At 26.1% G+C, this 20,065-nt stretch carries 13 protein-coding genes; 11 read left to right on the top strand and 2 right to left on the bottom strand.

Annotation, left to right across the window (positions count from 1 at the left end; translation table 4 throughout):
* The first annotated feature begins 126 nt into the window (after positions 1-126).
* The 10 genes from AACK85_RS02925 (at position 127) to AACK85_RS02880 (ending at position 11,138) form a co-directional block, all read left to right on the top strand.
* Positions 127-1,635 carry a hypothetical protein gene (locus AACK85_RS02925; protein WP_338969254.1) on the top strand — a complete coding sequence of 503 codons (1,509 nt, stop codon included), beginning with the start codon at positions 127-129 and terminating at the stop codon, positions 1,633-1,635.
* 68 nt (positions 1,636-1,703) lie between these two features.
* A complete protein-coding gene (locus AACK85_RS02920) occupies positions 1,704-3,788 on the top strand; it encodes a hypothetical protein (protein ID WP_338969252.1) in 2,085 nt (694 codons plus the stop codon).
* 197 nt (positions 3,789-3,985) lie between these two features.
* Positions 3,986-4,672, top strand: coding sequence for an MmcQ/YjbR family DNA-binding protein (locus AACK85_RS02915; protein WP_338969250.1), 687 nt, complete (start codon positions 3,986-3,988; stop codon positions 4,670-4,672).
* Between the two features lie 92 nt (positions 4,673-4,764).
* A complete protein-coding gene (locus AACK85_RS02910; RefSeq protein WP_338969248.1) occupies positions 4,765-5,145 on the top strand; it encodes a hypothetical protein in 381 nt (126 codons plus the stop codon).
* Positions 5,146-5,755: 610 nt separating this feature from the next.
* On the top strand, positions 5,756-6,076 hold the full coding sequence (locus AACK85_RS02905; RefSeq protein WP_338969247.1) for a hypothetical protein: 321 nt from the start codon (positions 5,756-5,758) through the stop codon (positions 6,074-6,076).
* Positions 6,077-6,634: 558 nt separating this feature from the next.
* Positions 6,635-7,228, top strand: coding sequence for a YqeG family HAD IIIA-type phosphatase (locus AACK85_RS02900; protein ID WP_338969245.1), 594 nt, complete (start codon positions 6,635-6,637; stop codon positions 7,226-7,228).
* Positions 7,191-8,516 carry a ribosome biogenesis GTPase YqeH gene (gene yqeH / locus AACK85_RS02895; RefSeq protein ID WP_338969243.1) on the top strand — a complete coding sequence of 442 codons (1,326 nt, stop codon included), beginning with the start codon at positions 7,191-7,193 and terminating at the stop codon, positions 8,514-8,516. The genes AACK85_RS02900 and yqeH overlap by 38 nt, the downstream gene beginning before the upstream one ends.
* A gap of 31 nt (positions 8,517-8,547) precedes the next feature.
* Complete coding sequence (locus AACK85_RS02890; protein ID WP_338969241.1) at positions 8,548-8,760, top strand: DUF896 domain-containing protein; 213 nt, start codon at positions 8,548-8,550, stop codon at positions 8,758-8,760.
* Between the two features lie 134 nt (positions 8,761-8,894).
* Complete coding sequence (locus AACK85_RS02885; RefSeq protein WP_338969239.1) at positions 8,895-10,880, top strand: transketolase; 1,986 nt, start codon at positions 8,895-8,897, stop codon at positions 10,878-10,880.
* Between the two features lie 39 nt (positions 10,881-10,919).
* On the top strand, positions 10,920-11,138 hold the full coding sequence (locus tag AACK85_RS02880) for a YneF family protein (protein ID WP_338969237.1): 219 nt from the start codon (positions 10,920-10,922) through the stop codon (positions 11,136-11,138).
* A gap of 107 nt (positions 11,139-11,245) precedes the next feature.
* Here AACK85_RS02880 and AACK85_RS02875 read toward each other — a convergent pair whose 3' ends face one another.
* Positions 11,246-13,495: a hypothetical protein gene (locus tag AACK85_RS02875; RefSeq protein ID WP_338969235.1), complete on the bottom strand. Its 2,250-nt coding sequence runs from the start codon at positions 13,493-13,495 to the stop codon at positions 11,246-11,248.
* 502 nt (positions 13,496-13,997) lie between these two features.
* Between AACK85_RS02875 and AACK85_RS02870 the strand changes: the two genes are divergently transcribed.
* On the top strand, positions 13,998-19,109 hold the full coding sequence (locus tag AACK85_RS02870; RefSeq protein ID WP_338969233.1) for an ABC transporter permease: 5,112 nt from the start codon (positions 13,998-14,000) through the stop codon (positions 19,107-19,109).
* A 39-nt stretch (positions 19,110-19,148) separates the two neighbouring features.
* Here AACK85_RS02870 and plsY read toward each other — a convergent pair whose 3' ends face one another.
* Complete coding sequence (gene plsY / locus AACK85_RS02865) at positions 19,149-20,003, bottom strand: glycerol-3-phosphate 1-O-acyltransferase PlsY (RefSeq protein WP_338969232.1); 855 nt, start codon at positions 20,001-20,003, stop codon at positions 19,149-19,151.
* Between the last annotated feature and the right edge of the window lie 62 nt (positions 20,004-20,065).

Here is a 20,065-nt window from a genome sequence, read left to right as displayed (position 1 = left end):
TTTTTTATTTGTTTTAGATACATATAAATTGTTTTTTATTTAATTAAGAAACAATTTAATTAATGGTGTTTATTGATTATTTCGCCATCTTTTTGCTATTAGTTAAATTATCGAGGAAAATTAAATATGAAAAAAATATGATTATTTTTTGTGTTTTTAATTTTGTCAATTTGTTTTATTGGTATTTTGTATGACAATTTATCATTTTTTGAAGCAACAGAATTAAAAGTACTTAACAATTACAAAATTAGAGTAAATGTAAATTTAATAAATAAAATAGATGCGCCAACAGAAATTTTATCTTCAAATATAAATTCAGTTACATATCAAGAAGTTGAAACCGCTTTAAATTCAAGTGTGTTTAATGCTGTTGAAAAATTATCCCCAATTGCTACTAAAGATGACTATAGTTTTCGAATTTACAGCGATAATATCGGTAAACCATATGAAAATTTAAATCTAAATAATAAAGAAGGAACTGTATTTGTGAGAATATCTGCATCGTTGTCATCACAAATTTTAGTTGGAGCATCAAATTATTTAGAGGTTATTTTACCACCTGGTAAATTAGAAGTAATAAGCTTGGCTGAATTAAATACAATAAATTCCCCAACAAGTATTACTTGCAATAATTCAGCAGCTGTGACTTATAATGAAATACAACGAGCACTAGATCAAAATATTTTTATTGCTATAGAAAAATTGACAGATAAAGCCACTACAAATGATTATGAATATTTTCTTGCCAAAAATATTTCAGGTGATTCATTAAACACAATTGATTTAGAAGCAAAAGTGAATTCTGTTTATGTTAAAGTGATTTCTACATCATCTAGTACAATATTCAAAGATGAATCAGATTATATAAAAGTAATTTTGCCAATGCAAAAATTAAATTTGAAAAAAATAAAATTAATTACAAATAGTTTTATAGAAATTTCAGCAATTAATATTAAATCTGTTACTTATGATGAATTAAAAAAACAATTAATTAATTATGTAACACAAGCTATTGAAAAAATTGGTCTTAATGTTAGTTTTGGTAAAGACTATGATTTTATTTTAAAAACAAATAATATTAAGAATACATATGATAACATTAACTTATATCAACAAACAGGAGATGTCTATATAAAAATCAAAGCAAATAATGCTTCTGATATTTTAATGGGTGAAACATCAAATATTGCTGTTCCGTTATTAGGAGAACGCGTTGATATAAGTGAAATAAATAAAATTAATTTAGATATTCAACAAAATGATTTTAAAGACATAAATAAAATAGAAATAAATGAATTATATAATGTATTAAAAAAAAGTGTTTTGAAATCAATTCAACAAAATGCTTCACAAGCAACTTATATTGATTTTAATTTTGAAATCAATCAATCATTAATGAGATCAACTTCAACTTCAATTGATTTAACAGAAAAAAATCAAAAAATATATCTTAAAGTTTTTTCAAGTCTTGATAGTGTTATTATAAAAGGGCAAACCAAAAATTTTGTCATTAATTTACCATATTATAATCAATCAATATTTGATTTAATGAATTTAGTTTGAATTATTTTAGTTGCTGTTGTTTTATTTGGATCAATATTTCTTGTAGTGTGTGAAGTGCGAAAAACTAAATAATTTTATTTTAATTAATGTTTAAAAAAATATCACATGCGTGATATTAAATATTTATGGAGATTTTTAAAATGAAAAAATTAATTTCATTATTGGGAACAGTTATTTTGACTGGGTCCGCTGTTTCAAGTTTTAATTTGACAGATAAAAATTATAAAATATATAGTGAAAAAAATATTATGGCAAATGAAAATAAGTTGTCAGATAACAATATTGAACCACAATTACTTATTAATTTAAGTGCATTGACATCAATTGCATCGCCAAGTTCATTAACTGTTGCAAATTCATCTAATGTTAAATATGCTGAAATTGAAAACGCATTAAAAGCACCAATTTTAGTTGCAATTAAATCGTTATCTGTTTTATCATCACTTGTTGATGTTACCTTTAGAATTTATAAAGATGCATCTGGAAGTGCATATACCAATTTAGATTTATCTGCAAATAGGGCTGATGTTTATGTAAAAGTGACTGCTGGTCTTTTATCAACTATTTTTGTTGGCGCATCTGCATTTATTAAAATATCACTTCCAATCGCCCAAGACAGTAGAGCTGTTTTATCAAATTCGCTTGCAATTACTGCGCCAACTTCAATAACGGCTGCAACATCACGCTCTGTAATTTATTCAGAAGTACAAGGATCAATTAATAACAATATTTTACAAGCAATAAATACAATTGCTCCACAAGCCACACAAATTGATTATAATTATATTATTTACAAAGACAATACAGGTACAGCGTTTAGTAATATAAATTTGAGTGGACGATACGGAGATATTTATGTACAAATAACTGCTGCAAGTGATAGTAATTATTTGAAAGGTAACACTGGATATTTAAAAATTACTTTGCCACCAATTAAAACAACAATTGCTGCAATAACTTCTATTTCAACAACCGCAATTTCTGTAACTTCACAAAATCAACAAACTGTAACACATAATGAAGTGATTACAGCGATCACTACAAATGTTGCAACGGCAGTGCAAAAAATTGCACCAACTGCAATTTTAGGCACAGATTATAATTTTGAAATTTATTCAGACGCTTCAGCTAGCAGTGCATATCAAAATATTAATTTAATGGGACAAACAGCTTTAATATATTTAAAAATACAAGCAGTAGAATCATCAATCTTTTTACTTGGTCAAACAGTAATTCAAGTAATTTTAATTGGACAATTAACAAACATAAGTAATTTGATTACAACAGTTTCATCTCCAATGGATGTAAAAGCTCAAAATTCAGCTTCTGTCACTTTGAACGAAGTACAAAGTGCAATAGAAAATAACATCTTAACTGCAGTTCAAGCAGTTGTTGCAAATGCAACTTTTATTGATTTTACATATGCTGTTTTTGCAGATAATCTAGGAAATCAATATAATAATGTTAATTTATCAAATCAAACTGCCAATGTTTGAGTTAAAATTACCGCTGCAAGTGATAGCCTTTGAATTTCTGGGTCAACAAGTTATATTAGAATAACTTTACCCGCATTAAGAGCTAATCTTGGTGTGATTAATTCAATTTCTGCATCTGCATTATATATCAGTGCTATTGATTTAACATCTGTTAAAGAAAATGAATTAAGAGCAGTTTTAGATTCACTTGTTGTTGCAGCTGTTGCGAAAATATCATTAGCTGCAAAATTAGTAATAGATTTTACATATACAATTTCAAATACACCAACAGATGGAACATATAATAATTTAAATTTATCTGAAGCTACAGCTTCACAATCTCAAACTGTCTATGTAAAAATTACAGCAAATCCAACAAGTTTATTGCTTAGAGGATCAACAACACAAATTGGTGTTGCCTTATATGGTAAAAAAACAAATATTTCTGGAATTTCAGATGTAGCATCTCCTTTAGAAGTTTTGGCTGCGAATTCTGCAGCAGTTACAAAAACAGAAGTAGCATCAGCAATTGCAGATGAAATATTATGAGCAATTCAAGAAGTAGAACCATCTGCAACAAACAATGATTATAGTTATAATATTTATAATTGAAATGGTACAGAATATTTGCCATTAGATTTAAATGAACAATATGGTTATATTTCAATAATTATAACAGCAACAGAAAATAGTAGTATTATTTTTGGAGCAACAACAAATATTATAGTTATCTTGCCACCAATTATTTAAAGAGCAATTATTTTATTGTTATTAAAATTAATTTTCAATTAAACAACAAAAATAAATCACATCAAAATTTGATGTGATTTATTATTTTCATCGTTTTATTCATAAATTTGATAAAAAATACTGTTGTATAAATAATTGTTTAATTGAAATTTATATTAGATATAATTTTATGTTTAATAGTGAAAAGAGAGTCGAATATGAAAAATGAATTAAAAAGCCACGAAAAAAGCCCAATTTCTATTCCTAACTTAATTTCTTATGGTTTTGTTCAAGCAGGGGAACAGTATTTATACTCAGTCGATTTGTTAGATGAACAATTTGAATTAACTGTTGTTATTTCGCAAAAAGGTGAATTAATGACCTCTGTGATCGAAAAATTAACAGGCATAGAATATACTCTTCATCGTATTTCAGAGGCGACAGGAAAGTTTGTTGAAGAAATTCGTGAAAATTATAATCAAGTACTAAAAGATATCAAGGATCATTGCTTTTATTTTGAAATGTTTCAAAACTCTATAACTAAACAAGTTATTAAATATATTGATGAAAAATATCAAAATAAACCAGAATTTTTGTGACCTAAAACTCCCCATTATGCTATCTTTCGACATAAGGATAATAAAAAATGATATGCCGCCATTTTAATGGTGCAAAAACAAAAAATAGGATTAAAAGGAGTAAATAAAGTTGAAATTATCAATTTACGAATAGATTTTAAAAAAATTCTTCAATTTATAGATGATAAAAAATATTTTGCAGCTTTTCATATGAATAAAAAAAATTTAATAACCATTCCTTTAGATGGTTCTGTTTCTGTTTTAGATATTTTTTTATATATAGATGAAAGTTTTCAATTGACAAAAAATAAAATTAATTTATTTTAAAAAATAATTATTTGTATTAAAATAAGCGTGCCAAATAATACATTTTTGACATAGAAATATACAATTGTATGAAAAAATTATTAAGTTTAATTATGCCATCTGTATTTGCATTATCTGGAATAGTTTCAATAATGAATAGTTTACCTAAAGAAAATATTGAATTAAAAACTTCTGAGAGTTATTTTTTGAAGGAAACTTGAAGTCTAATTGAAATAAACGATGATAAATGAATACATACCGCTTTTTTACAGTTTTGTTTAGTGTCTATTTTAATTAACGAGAACATCATAAAACAGATTATGAAAACCCTCTTTTTTATGCTGGCGATTTCGTATGATGAAGTGGTTATGATTCTGATAATAACCTTTTTGTTGATTGACCAACTTGAGACACTCTTATTTATTATTTTGAAAATAATTGAATTGAATATATTATTGAAGATGATTATACAACAAAATTGCAAGAAACATTAATGGAATAAGATATTATAGTTTTTACTTTAAATTAATGTTTTCTACTCCAATAGGGTTTGGTTATCCTTACATGACATTTATATACTTGAAAGTCGTTAAATTTTAGAGGATGTACTGACAAATTATAGTTCTCATTATGAATATGAAGTTACAGTTACTGATGAATAATAATTAAAAAATTAATGTATATTATTTATAGATAAACAAAGTATGAAGAAAACAGAATCACTGTTTTGCTTTGTTTTTTTGTGTTTAAGTGTTTTCCTATTAATTTATAGAATAGGAGATTAATTTATGCAGAAAGAAAAATTAAATCTAGAAGGTGATTTATTAAATTTTTGCGAATTTAATAAATTTGATTAAAAATCAATTATTGACAAAACTATTTTCTTAGATAATAATACTATTTTATTAAAAATATTCACATTTATGAAAGGAACTTATACTAAAAATGAATATAAAATTAGTTTTGATTTTATAAATTTTCTTTAGTTTTCTTAAAAAATAGAAAAACCAACAATCATGAATAGCGGCCTCCTTCAGAGGTATCACATCAATTATTGAACTGTCAGATAAAACTATTCTTGCAAGCAGCTATCAAATTATTTATTTGTTGACGGACGATGGTAAAATATTTTCAAATGCCAAAAATGATATTTCGGGATTATTAAGCATTATCCAACTCACAAACGGAGCTATTTTAGCCGGAACAAATGATCATTCTATTTATAAATTAACGGATGAAGGAACTATTGACACCTCTGTTGGTGGTGGAACAGGTAAATTAGAAGATCCAACTTTTGATAGTTTGATTCATTCGATTTTTCAACTTGCAAATGTAACTGTTTTAGCTGGAAGCGGTACTTCAATTTACAAATTAACAGATGAAGGCAAAATTGATACATCTGTTGGCAATGGAACGGTAAATTAGAAGATCAAACTTTAAATAAAGATGTTTATGCAATTATTGAACTCTCAAATAGCATAATTTTAGCTGTAACTAGAGAAGGTCAAGATTTAAAAGATTTAGGTTCAATTTATAAATTAGTTAATTAATCTTTTCATGTTATTTGTTTAACATAAAATAAATTAAAATTTCATGCACTTATGTATGAAATTTTAATTTGTAATTTTAACTATTTAGAAATTTAAACAAATATTGGTATATTTATTATGTTATATTTCACCATAAAAATTTGAAACTTATAATACTATAATTAGAATGATAAGTTAAATTGTATAACATTCTTAAGTTATGTTATTTTTGTAATTAAATAACTATTGAATGAAAATGTTTTAACCAAAAAATAATTGACTTAATTTATAAATTTTCATTTATAGTATTGTTTTTTATTTATTGATGTAATTTTAACAATTATAAAAAATAATAAAGATGTTTGAGGTAAATATTTAACTACTATTTTAATATATTAAAATAGGCAAATATTTTATGATAAAATTAATAAAGTAATTTGATTGGAGAAAATTCGTGGCTAAAAGAACTAATAAAATTAAAAGTGGTTCACTGTTTTTGAATTATTTTAAGCCATCAATTTATTTGAAATCTTTTTCAAAAATTAATTTAGAAGGTTTAAAAAATGCTGGTATAAAAGTTATTTTATGCGATTTGGATAATACTCTAATTAGTTGAAACCAAAGAATACCCACAAAAGAAAATATGATTTTTTTTAAAGCTGTAAAAAATTATGGATTTGAATTTATAATTTTTTCAAATAACGTAAAATCCAGAGTTGAAAATTTTGCAAAAAAAGCAGACATACAAAATTATTTTTGGGATTGCAAAAAACCATTAATGGGTAAAATGCGATTGTTAAAAAAAATTTTACCATATAAAGAGAATGAAATTATTATGATAGGAGATCAATTGGTTACAGATATTTTAATGGCAAATAGAGCTCATATTCAAAGCATTTTGGTATCACCAATATCACGTTTAACAGAAGATAATAAAATAATTACATTTTTTGAAAAATTTATTTATAAACGTTTAGCACAAAGAAACATTTTGCATGAAGGTTTCTATAATGAAGGGAATATGGAAAACAATTATGAAATTCTTTAAAAAAAATAAAGCGAAATCAAATTCTATTGATGATAATAAAATCGATAATAGTAAAGAAAAAAACGATTCTGTAAGAGTTAAACAAAATTCTAAAATTTCATTAACACAATTAAAACCAGGAATTGGTAATACAACTAACATGGATAATTCAAAGCCAAAAAGATGTGTTGGATGTGGTCATTTATTGCAAACAGAAGACATGAATGAACCTGGTTATGTGAAAAATATAGAAATGCAAGATTATTGTTTAAGATGTTTTAAAATAAAATATTACAATCAACTTGTAAGCCAAGAAATTAATGATAAAGATTTTATACAAATACTTGATGATATAAATAAAATAACAGAAAAAATACGCTACTATTATGTTTTAGATATATTTGATTTACCAGGATCAAGAGTTACTTGATTAGAACAACTAATATCAAAAAAAGAAGTTGTTGTTTTAGTTAATAAAGTTGATTTGTTACCAAAGCAAGTTTCACAAACAAAAATTATTAAATATGTAAAAAACTTATTGAGTGATTCACCAATTAAAGATTCACAAGTAGTTTTAACATCATCTGTGAATAAGCATTATATTTATAAATTATTGGAATTAACCCAATCAATAAAATATGACCAATATATAGTTGGTGTTTCAAACACAGGGAAATCATCACTAACTAATGCATTATTGAAAGCTAATTTTCAAATTCCGTCAATTGTAACATCAAAATATGTAAATACTACATTAGATAAAATTAAAATTAATTTAACAGAGGAAAATTTTATATACGATACTCCAGGTTTGGTCAAATACCATCATATAGCTGTTGCAACAGCGCCTACTTATTGAGATTATTTTTTCTTTAAAAAAGAAATAAAACAGAGAACATATCAATTAAAACCTGAACAAACTATTTTTTATGGAGGTGTTGCTTGATTTACTTTCAAAAAAGGCGATAATGAAAAATTAACATCATTTCATTTTTGAGTTAATAGACAAATGCCATTGCATAGAACCAAAGCTTTAAATACAGATGATTATTTTAGAAAACACAGACATGAATTAGCTCCAAGATTGAAGGACTTAACTGGTAAAATTTCATTTGATAAACACGTTTTTAGTTTTAATAAAGAAGATGAAAATAAAGGTTATGATATTCACATTTCCGGATTAGGATGAATTAATTTTAAAGCATATGATGGATTGGAAATAATAATTAATGTACCAGCTATTGCTGAGAAAATAGGAGTTTTTAAATTACCAGAAATGATAAATGATTCATTTATCATTAAAAAATAATAATTAGAATTAAAATTGAGGGAACGACAATATGGAATTTCAATTGCTTATTAAAAAAATAAATGCTTTTGCAAAATTATCAAAAGAAAGAGAATTGACATACGAAGAATTACACGAAAGACATAAACTAAGAATGGAATACTTATCTGCATGAAGAAAATCTCTAGAATCTAAATTAGAACATATAACAGTTATAGACAAAAATGGTAATAAAATAAAAATACCTTCAAAGAAAAAAACATAAATTTTTAAAACTCAAGTATTTAAAAAATATTTGAGTTTTTATTTTAATTAAAATCATTATTAAAAGTAGTAAATATCAACTTTATTAATTATAAAATGCTTTATAATTTAAACGAAGGAGTTGAAATTACTTTAATGAATAAAAATATTTTGAGCATTAATGCACTTAGAATGCTTGGTGTGGAAATGGTTAATAAGGCAAAATCAGGGCATCCAGGAATAGTACTTGGTGCTGCTCCGATGCTGTATAGTTTATATACTAATTTTATAAATATTGATATAGAAAATCCAAACTGAATTAATAGGGACAGATTTGTTTTATCTGCAGGACATGGATCAGCATTATTATATTCTATGTTACATTTGGTTGGCTTTGATGTCACAATTGATGATATTAAAAAATTTAGACAAGTAGAATCAAAAACTCCAGGACATCCAGAATATGGATTTACAGAAGGTGTTGATGCAACGACAGGTCCATTGGGGCAAGGAATCGCAATGGCCACTGGTATGGCTTTGGCAGAATCTCATTTGAGTTCAATTTATAATAAATTAGATTATAAAATTATTGATCATTTTACTTATGTGATTTGTGGAGATGGTGATTTACAAGAAGGTGTAGCACAAGAGGCAATTTCTTTTGCGGGTAATTATAAATTAAATAAATTAATTATTTTACATGATTCAAATGATATCCAACTTGATGCGCCAGTAAATGTAGCACAAAAAACAAATATGCAACAATTATTTAAAGCAAATGATTGAAATACTTTAAAAGTTGAAAATGGTGAAGACATTCAATCAATTTATGATGCCATAAGTAGCGCTAAAAATTCGTCTAAACCAACTTATATAGAAATTAAAACAGTTATTGGACTTGGATCACCAAATCAAGGCACAAATAAAGTTCATGGTGAACCATTAGGAAATGATTTGGATGCAACCAAAAAATACTATGATTGAAATTTACCAGATTTTGAAATTCCAAATGATATTTATAATGATTATAAAATAAATGTAGCTGATCGTGGACATAATACATATTTGAAATGGCAAATGATGTTTGAAAAATATAAATTAGATTATCCAGAATTAGCAAAACAATTAATTGATGCTAAAAATTTAAATTTCATTTTAGATGAAGATGAGTTTAGAAAAATCATTCCAAAATTACCACAAGCTACACGTGTTTCTTCTGGTCAAGTATTAGATATAATTTCTAAAAATATTAAATATACAATTGGTGGTTCTGCAGATTTAACAGCTTCAACAAAAGCAAAAGGATTAGATGGAAATTTTGATGTAAATAATCGCAGTGGTAGAAACATTATGTATGGTGTAAGAGAATTTGCTATGGCATCAATAAATAATGGTATTGCTTTGCATAAAGGTCTTTTACCATTTGCTGGTGGTTTCTTTGTTTTTTCAGATTACATGAAACCAGCAATTAGACTTGCAGCATTAATGAAAATTCATTGTTTATACATTTTTACCCATGATTCAGTGGCGGTAGGTGAAGATGGACCAACGCACGAGCCTGTTGAACAATTGGCAATGTTACGTTCAATTCCAAATATTAATATTTTTAGACCGGCAGATTTTCAAGAAACATATGCATCATATTTGTTGGCATTGGAACAAGTAAATAAGCCATCGGCAATTATTTTGACAAGACAAAATTTACCAGAATTAGAACATTCCGATGTTTATGAGGCGGTTTCAAAAGGTGCTTATTTAATAAGTGATTGTTTAAATGCAAAAATAACAATTATCGCTACGGGTTCTGAAGTTAGTCTGGCTTTAAAAGCAAAAGAAATAATAGAAGAAGAAATGAATTTGAAAATTAAAATAGTTTCAATGCCTTCAATGAATATTTTTTTACAACAAGAATTGGAATATCAAAATAATATTATTGATAAAAGCACGTTTAAAGTTACATTAGAAATGGCAACTACTTTTGGATGAAGTAAATTTAGTGGAGATTATGGTTTTAATATCGGTTGAGATGAATTTGGCTTTTCCGGTCCAGGAGAAAAAGTAATTGAACATATTGGATTTACACCAAAAAATATTGCACAAAAAATAATAGATGAATATAAAAAACAAACTTATAAAAAATAATAATTTTTTAAGATATTATTGGAAGGGAGAATTAAAATTATGATAGAGTGATGAATAGGTTTAATTATAGGCTTAGTATGTTTGATTGTTGGGGGAGTTGCTGGATTCTTTATAACAAGAATGATAGTTAGAAAACAACTTCGTGACAATCCACCAATAACAGAAAATCAAATAAGAGCAATGTATCGTTCAATGGGAAGAAAACCATCTGAAGCTGATATTAAAAGAACTATGAATGCAGTAAAAAGAGGTAATTAAAAATTATTTCTATGTAAACTTTAATGTTTGTGTAATTAAAAAAATCATATCTATTCTAAGATATGATTTTTTTAATTTCCATTTTTATATGTTCAATAATTATTTTTTTAAATTCTATTAAATTTTTTAAATTGCAACTTACCACCATAGCCTGTTGATTGTAAAACAATATTATAATTACTTACTTGTTTATTTTTTGGATCAGTATATTTAATTTTGAAATCAATATACATAATATTATCTGCAACATTAAATGATTCATCGTAGATTTTAAAATTACCATCATCAAAATAAACTAAGAAATTATCTTTTTCATATCTGCCTGACCCATCAATTAATTTATTGATAACATCACCAATAGTAATTCAAACTTTTGACATACCATCACCAGTGTATGATTGTTGGAATGCTTCAAACATAGAATCGCTTGTAAAATTAGTTGTGCTCACATCAGAATCGTAACCAAATAATTTAAAAGTACCAGCAATACCTGCATGTGGTACTTTCGGTCTTAACAACATCATTAATCCATATGTAAATAATGAGGTAGTATTTTTGTCGATGGTTATTCCATTATCATCCAATAAATCTGGTACGTCAATTCCTGATTCAGTTACTGTTTGACTTATTTTTTTGAAAATAAGTCTTATTTTATCAAGTTCAATTGTAAAATTAGCTAAGTCTGCAAAATTTTTACCATTTACTTCAAATAATGTAGCTAATCAAGCTATTAAAGAAGAGATAGATTCATATCTTAATCCATTTAAAATTGGAACATTTAAATTTAGAACATCAAAAATATTATCTAATTTTAAATTCAAAACTGATTTTAAATTTTTTAACAATGCTTTTATTGGTGAATCTCCCGAAATTAATTTATTTAATATCTCTTCTAGCACATTACCAGAATACAATGAATTTCATAAACTTATACCTTTGTTATTGTAGACTTCTAAAGATTCGCAAAGTGCTTTAATCATTTCTGCTGTATCGCCACTAACTAAATTTAATGCTTGTCTTAAAGCGGCCACTACACCAGCTACATCTTCTCCTTGTGATACTTTTTTTAATATCTCTGTTAAAGCTGCAGCAACAATTCTTGAGAGACGAATTGATTTTCCGATTATGCTAATATTGCCACTTACAAGTAAACCAGCAATACCATCAAGTAATGGTGGCACAATATAACTCATTGATGATTTTGAGGGAAAGGTTAGTAAATCAATCATTGTGGATCATTCTTTTGAATCAGAACCAAATAAAATTCCAATCATTTTTTGTGTCCCAAAACCAATATAATCACCTTCTTTTGGCACTAAAAATATGTCTAACATTTTAATTAATTTTTGCAAATTAATGATTGTTGTACCGTTACTATTATTGTATTTTGAAGCATTAATGTTGTTAATAACAGTGATGTTATCGTCTGTATTACTAAACAAATGATTTGAATCAAATGGAACATGGTCTAAATCAAATTGTGATGCGTAATTTGAAATTAAACCTAATATTTTAATTAATGGTGAAATAACCGGCAATAAGCTTGTAATATCAAAATCACCACCGTTAAATAAACCGTTTATTAATGTGAAAATTTCAATGGCAATATTATCTTGTGCCTTTGTAGCATCATCATCATTAACTTCTGTTCCGGCCGGGGGCAAACCTATATTTTGATAGTCACCTTTATCTTCTGTTGGTCAAAATGAAGCTAATGAATTACTCAAATCAATTACTAAGTATTTACCAGAATCTAAATATGTTCTATTTTTATATGCGGAATCATCAAAAGCATCAGCAAGTCCATTTAATAATTCAGGCGTTAAAAAACCACTGATAGTTTTAACAAGAGAATTAATTGTACCAGAAAAAGAACTTGAACCTAAAATTGATTCTAATTGACTTGCAAGTGAAGGGTTAAATCCTTGTGCCAAAAGAGTAATTAACATTTGAACTTGTTGTAAAGTACCAACTAATGAGTTATCGATAGGTACAGTACCTGATCAATTTGTTAAATTAGTTTCTACGTTATTGTGCGTAAAATCAGCGTTGTTACCATCTGTGTCAAAATTTTGTCTAAAAATTTTGTCCATAGTATTATCTGTTTGTGCAATATCACTTAAAACATCATTTGCAGCCATAGATTTGTAATGTTGAAAAGCATAATTAGAATCTACTTTATCTTGTGATGCATCGTTTAAAATACCAGCTCTTGCTGCAACACCGGCTTGATTTATATATGCTTTGATTGTATTACTAATTGAAGATTTTATGCCATCATTGAAAGTACAAGCTGTAGTTGAAACTGTAGTTGTTGCTAATGACAAACTTCCTAAAATCAATAAAATTTTTCTCATAATTTTTTAAAACCTCCTTTAAATTAAAATGTTGTTTTTCAGTCATTATTACTTTATAGAAAAATAAAAAAATGTAAATAGTTCTTGCATTTAAAATATGAAAGATAAAATTAGTTTTATAATTGCACATTTTAAATTTTTGCTTTTTTGTGTATCAATTAAGCAAAAATTTAAAAATAATTCATGATTTATATTGACAATAATATATTTTGAATCAAATCTTACTATGTCATAAATTAGTATTTCAATAAATAATGATAATGATTAAAACCAAAACACTTTATGTTTAAAATTGATTAACAAAGATACAAGAACACATATCTATTATTTTTATAATTTGTGGTTATACAATAAAATACTTTGTATTAGCAGATGTATTATGAAATTAAATTAAACAAAAACTATGAATAACGACCCAACGTAATTATCAATTTAGTTGCATTTTTTGTTTCAACATTGTATTATTTTTAAGCGTTTCAAGAAAGAGACAAAAGAGGTAACTATGAAAATCAACAAATTCTCAAATTCAAGATGACTTTTAATTAAACAAGGCTTCATGTCATTGTTTAGATATAAAATTCAATTTATAGTTATCTTATTACTTTCATTTATAACTTCAATTTTATTAACAGCATCTGTTAGTACAGCAGAAAGATTAAACAATAATTTTGATCAATATGTAAATTCACACCAAAAATTTGATTATACATATTCATATCAAGTTCATTCTGCAAATGCAGAAAACAGTTCATCAACATATTTTGCACCATTTATGGATGTATTTCCAGATTATGTAAAAGAAAGGGCGGATAACTTAAAGGTTACGCGTGTTAAATCATCGTATAACATCAATCTATTTGGTGATGATAGTGTATATCATGATATTTTTAATGAATTAGTGATAGATCCACAAACATTTATGGATTTTTTTGATTCAGGTGAAGCTGGTGATGCTTTAATGCATGTGGAATATAATCCAATTACAAATGAAGTGATTTGAAATAAACCATTTTCGTTGCGAAATCCAGCTGGTGATGGAGATGAAACAACTTTTGTAAAAAAATTAGATGATATTGTAATTAAAAATATCAATATGGATAATTCTATTTTAAAAGATAGCATATTTTATAAATATGTTAAAAAACATAATATTAATTTGTCTGATACTTCAACAAAAGCATGACAATATTTAAATTTTATTTCTTTTTCTATTGGTAATTTTTTGCGAGACAGAATTTATAATTATTTTAATTATTTTATAAAAGCTGCTGTTGAATCATATTATAATAGTGGTCAATATTTTGGTGAAAATAATGATATTGCTGGTTTTTTTACTTGATTTAATAATGAATTGAAAAATTTAAGTGGTTTACCAGATAATGAAAAAAATTCATTTAAATTACAGGTTTGAGATGGAAATGCATCTCACAGTGCTGATCCAATAGTTAATTATAACCCGTTTATTTATCAATTAATTTCTGGGAGAAAATTTTCAACAGAAGCAAATATTTCACATTTTGTTGGTCAATATGCAACTGATTTATCAACACTTAATCCAACTAATGTAGTTGCAAATCAAGAACAAGTTTTGACAAATGAATCTGAAATATATCAAAAAGGCTATCGTGGACAATTAAATGTAATTATCTGTGGAAATATAAATAATCCTGATTGAACAAAATGACAAGTATCTTTTTTAGATGAATTAAAAGCACCTTTAATTTTTAAATCTTCTTTTGAAAGTTTTAATCAATCGTCTGGTAATAATTTTAATAATGTGTCTTATGATGATTTTTATAATCTACATCAAATGCTAGCTGCAGATTTATCAGGTTTTAATTTGGAAGTTAGAAATGAATTGTTTTCTATAAATCATCAAACAAATTCAACATTTAGAGTAGTTTTAATTCAAAATAATGATGCATTTTTCAAAACAAATATAAATATAATTCGTGGTAGAATGCCTGTACTTGCAAATGAAATTGTGATTTCACCGCAATATGCCAGAAAAAATAAATTGAAGCCAGGGGATAGCATTTATGTTGGTAATTCTACTTTAATTATTGCTGGTATTGGAACAGATGTGTATAGTTTTGTTCCAGCAGCTGATAAAGATAATCCAATTCCTAATGTTAATAAATCGGCAATTATTTATGCTCTTCCACAAGCGTGAGGTTATATTTTAGATAATATGAATGGTTTAATTAACAGTTATTCGAATGTTTTTTTAACAGATAATAAAACATTAACAGATAATTTAGACATTAAAGTAAGTAAATATCAAGCTTATTTAATGAATAAAAAAACTTCTGTTTTTGCTGCAATAGAACAACAAAGAAATTTTGATGTAAATATTGGTGGTGGAGATTATTCAACAGTTTCACCAGAATCATTTAATACATCAAATTATCGTGATAATTGAACTGCTTATCCAACAGCTATTTATGGTTTCACTATGTTGTGTTATATTGGAACTGCAATAGTCTTTGTTTTGACGATGGTTTCTTGTTGAATTGGTGTTAAAAAAAATATTGAACGTAATTCATCACAAATAGCTATTATGAAAGCTATTGGTGCATCAAATTGAATGATTTCACTTTCATACATTACGTATGGACTAATAATAACTATCTTCATTGTCCCAATTGGTTGATTGGCAGGAATTTTCTTACAATTGCCCTTTAGTGAAGCTTTTAACTCTTTTTTTTCTTTTGCATATAATCAAATTGTTTTTTCTTGAATTCCATTTATTGTTTCTTTATTTGCATTTGGTTTTATTTCAATTGCTATTTCTTTATTATCGGCGTTTTCAATTTTGAGAAAACCATTCATTCAAATAGTTTCACCTGGTGAAAGATGAAAAGATAATAAATTTGTTAATATGATTAAATTAAAATGAATGAAAAATGCTAAATTTTCTACTCGTTTTAAAATGCAAGTTTTTTCATCATCATTTAAACGTATCTTATTAATGTCTGGTGTTATTTTCTTATCAAGTTTATTAATGACTTTTTCATTAATGATTCCATCAATTATTTCAAATATTTCAACTTCATTTTATAAAGGCTTAAATTACAAAAATGAATTCGGATATCAAACGCCAATATATAATTCACCATTATCAAAAGCACAAATTTCATCATGACAAGGACCAACAGCTTTAAATGATGAATATGATTCAACAGGTGGTTACGATTTTAATGATGATGGTGTTGGTGATGGTCAATATAAAAAAATTGAAGACTATTTTGCATCAACACAAGCTTCAACTGGATTTGCTTTAATGCAATTTACAGATACAAATAATTCTACAGGTGGAAATTTAACAGATATTTTGAATGGGGTTGATTGAACAGTTGATCGTGTGGCTGCAGACCCAGCAAGTACAGCATCATATATTGCAGATTCTTTTGGTAATAACTTTTATTCTGGTGTTGGTTCTGCATTTTCAATTGGAAATATTACCGGAATGATTAATTGATTATCTAGAACAAACTATTTAACATCTGATGTTGAAAGAAGCAATATTTCAAAAATAGTAAATAACGGTATTTCAAAAGGTGTTTGTTCAATTTTAAGTACTATTTTAGGTATTCAATCTTCAACAGATCCAAATCAAACTTGATTGGATTGTACTTCTAGAGCTATTTTGACACAAATGCCACCATATGTATCAAATTACGCAATGCAATCTGTTAACCGCCAATCGCAATTTGCTTTTGGTTGAAATTACATGTTATTGCAAGATAAATTAGAATCGTTGTCAACGTCATTTTCGACGAATATCAATAATACAATTAGTTCAACAATTGGTATGCAAAATGCCAAATCAATTATTAATCCAATTGGTACTACAGATTCAATGTTTATTTCACAACAAACTGCAAACCAATTGCAACATGTAATGAATTCATATGAACAAGAATCACAAGTTAATGATTCATCAATTAAAGATTATTATGATGAAACAACAAATACTTTAACTGTTCCGGTTGTTGCAAATGAACAAGCTACTGCACAATACAAAGTTTATATTGGTGATACTTTAAATTATGATGTAAGACCACTGATTCAACAATCGGCTTTTAAAACCAATAATGGTTATCAACCTTTATTGAAACAATTCTGAGTTTATAATGATAAAGATTATGCAACATCAAATCAAAAAGATTTAAATTATGTTGCAAATGAAAATTATTTAAAAGATGGTAATGAAAGTCAAACAGAATTTAAATATTTATTAAATCCTTTTGAATTGCAAAATAATAGATTTACGTATCAAAATATTTTCAATGATGATTCAGAAGGGCAAGATGTTAAATCAGACACATATGCTTTTGCAAATTCTTATTTTGATAATAATGTAAGTAAATATAAAGTAACTGTTAGACCTTATTATTCATATGAAGACTTATATTTATATTTACCAAATGATAATAATTGGCTTGATTTGTCAACTTATGAAACACCAGATGGTTTAACTCATAACAAAAAAAATCAATATGTAGAAGAAATTACAGATGCAAGTCAAGTACCAGCATCTGTAAAAAAAGGTAAATATCAAAATGTTAATAGTTGATTAAAAATTAAACCATATTCATTGCATTATACCGATGCTTATGATGAAAATGATGGATCACTTGCAAACCTATTAGATAAACATATATCGTGATTAAATTCGCAATCATTAACCAATTCGGGTGCTTTAATCACAGCACAAAATGTTAATAATGATGCAAACAAATTTGATACTTTTAAAAATTTAAAAATCAAATACAAAGTAGTTGCAACGGCCGAAATATATGGAACACCAACATTTTATACTTCAAATTTATTTGCAAATTTGATTTCCGGTTATGATATTTCAAAAGCAAATCAATTTAATATAAATCCAAATACAGTTACAGATGCAAATGGCGAAATATTAATTGACAGTGCTGTAAAAAATGCTATTAATGAAGATGCAACTAAAACATCAACCTTTTATTATAATGATATTAATAATGCTCCGCTTAATTGATTTACAAATAAATATTCTAGTGCAGATGAGGCATTTGATTTAACAACATACTATGCTGATTCTCAGCCAATTAAATTGGGTAATTATTTAATTACAGCGCCTTCAAATTTTGGTGGTCATGGAACTATAGTTGCTTCACAAAATTTATTATCTGAAAAACAAGGTTTAATAAATAGAATTACTGCGGTATTTATTTCTATGTCAATTGTTGTGATTACAATAATTGTTGTTTGTGCAGTATTGTTAATATTAATGATTACTAATTTATTTGTAAATCAATATGAGCGTTTTATGACTTTAATGAAAGTTGAAGGTTATACAAAATGATCAATTGCAAATTCAACGGTAAATATTTTTACACCATTTGTGTTTATTTCATGAGGATTAGGCTCTTTGATAACGTGAATAATTATTAAGGTTACGCAATCAATTTTATTCACGAAAATGAATATAGCATTACCATTAAATATGGGTTGATGAACATTTTTAATTTCATTTATTTTGACAACTATGGTTTTCTTTGCTTCATTTATTTTACTATTTTCTCGTATGGGCAAAAATATGACAGCTACATTATTACGAGAAGATGAATAATATTTTTCACAATAAATAATAAAACCCAGCTAATAAAATTTAGCTGGGTTTTTCTTTTCGTTTGTTTTCGGTATTATCTGTTGGTGGTTCTTTTTTAGTGACATTTTCATGTGTAAAATTTTTAGTAATATTTTGATCATGTTTTTTAAATGATAATTCTTTTTCTGTTTTATTTATTAATCTCTCTATATTTTGTCTATGTTTGAAAATTAATAATAAACTACTTAAAGTAATTACAATTGCAATTGTTACATAACCATCAAAATAATGTGGTGCAAAATTAACACTTTGATGACTATGCAAATGATTCACTCACGTAAAATAAACATGGCCATCGCTATATGCATTTTGACTATATGTTAATCAAGTTAAATCAAATGTACTTGTTCCGTAAATTCAAGGAATTCAAGCACAAATAATGATGACAATAGTAGCTGTTATTGAAGATAATGAAACTTTTCTTCAAATAAATATTAATGTTCATCAAACAAATGCAAAAATAAAAAAGTTTAATCAATTACACATAACAATCAAACCAATAAATGTAGAAACTGCTTTACCACCTTTAAATTTATAGTATATTGGAAAACAATGTCCAATAACTGCAAATAACATTGGAATAAAATAGGATGTATCTGAAAATAAATTATTATTAATCATAGATAAGCCAACTGCAAAAAAACCAGTGACTACAACTTTTATTGCGTCTAAAAAACTAATAAACAGACCTCAGCTTTTTCCAATTACTCTAGATGCATTGGTTGCGCCAGCGTTATTTGAACCTTGAGATCTAACATCTCCTTTAGTTTTTAAAAAAACAATGATAATTGAGAAAGAAATAGAACCAATTAAATACCCGAATACTGATGCAATTATGATTCCTAAATAATGCATAGTAAACCTCCCGATAATATTTTACCTTAAAATGAAATATAAATATTAAGAATAATATATAA

Origin of the sequence: Spiroplasma endosymbiont of Labia minor, from assembly GCF_964019845.1 — a bacterium.
Lineage (GTDB): Bacteria > Bacillota_I > Bacilli_A > Mycoplasmatales > Mycoplasmataceae.
This window is presented reverse-complemented; position numbering and strand designations above follow the sequence as displayed.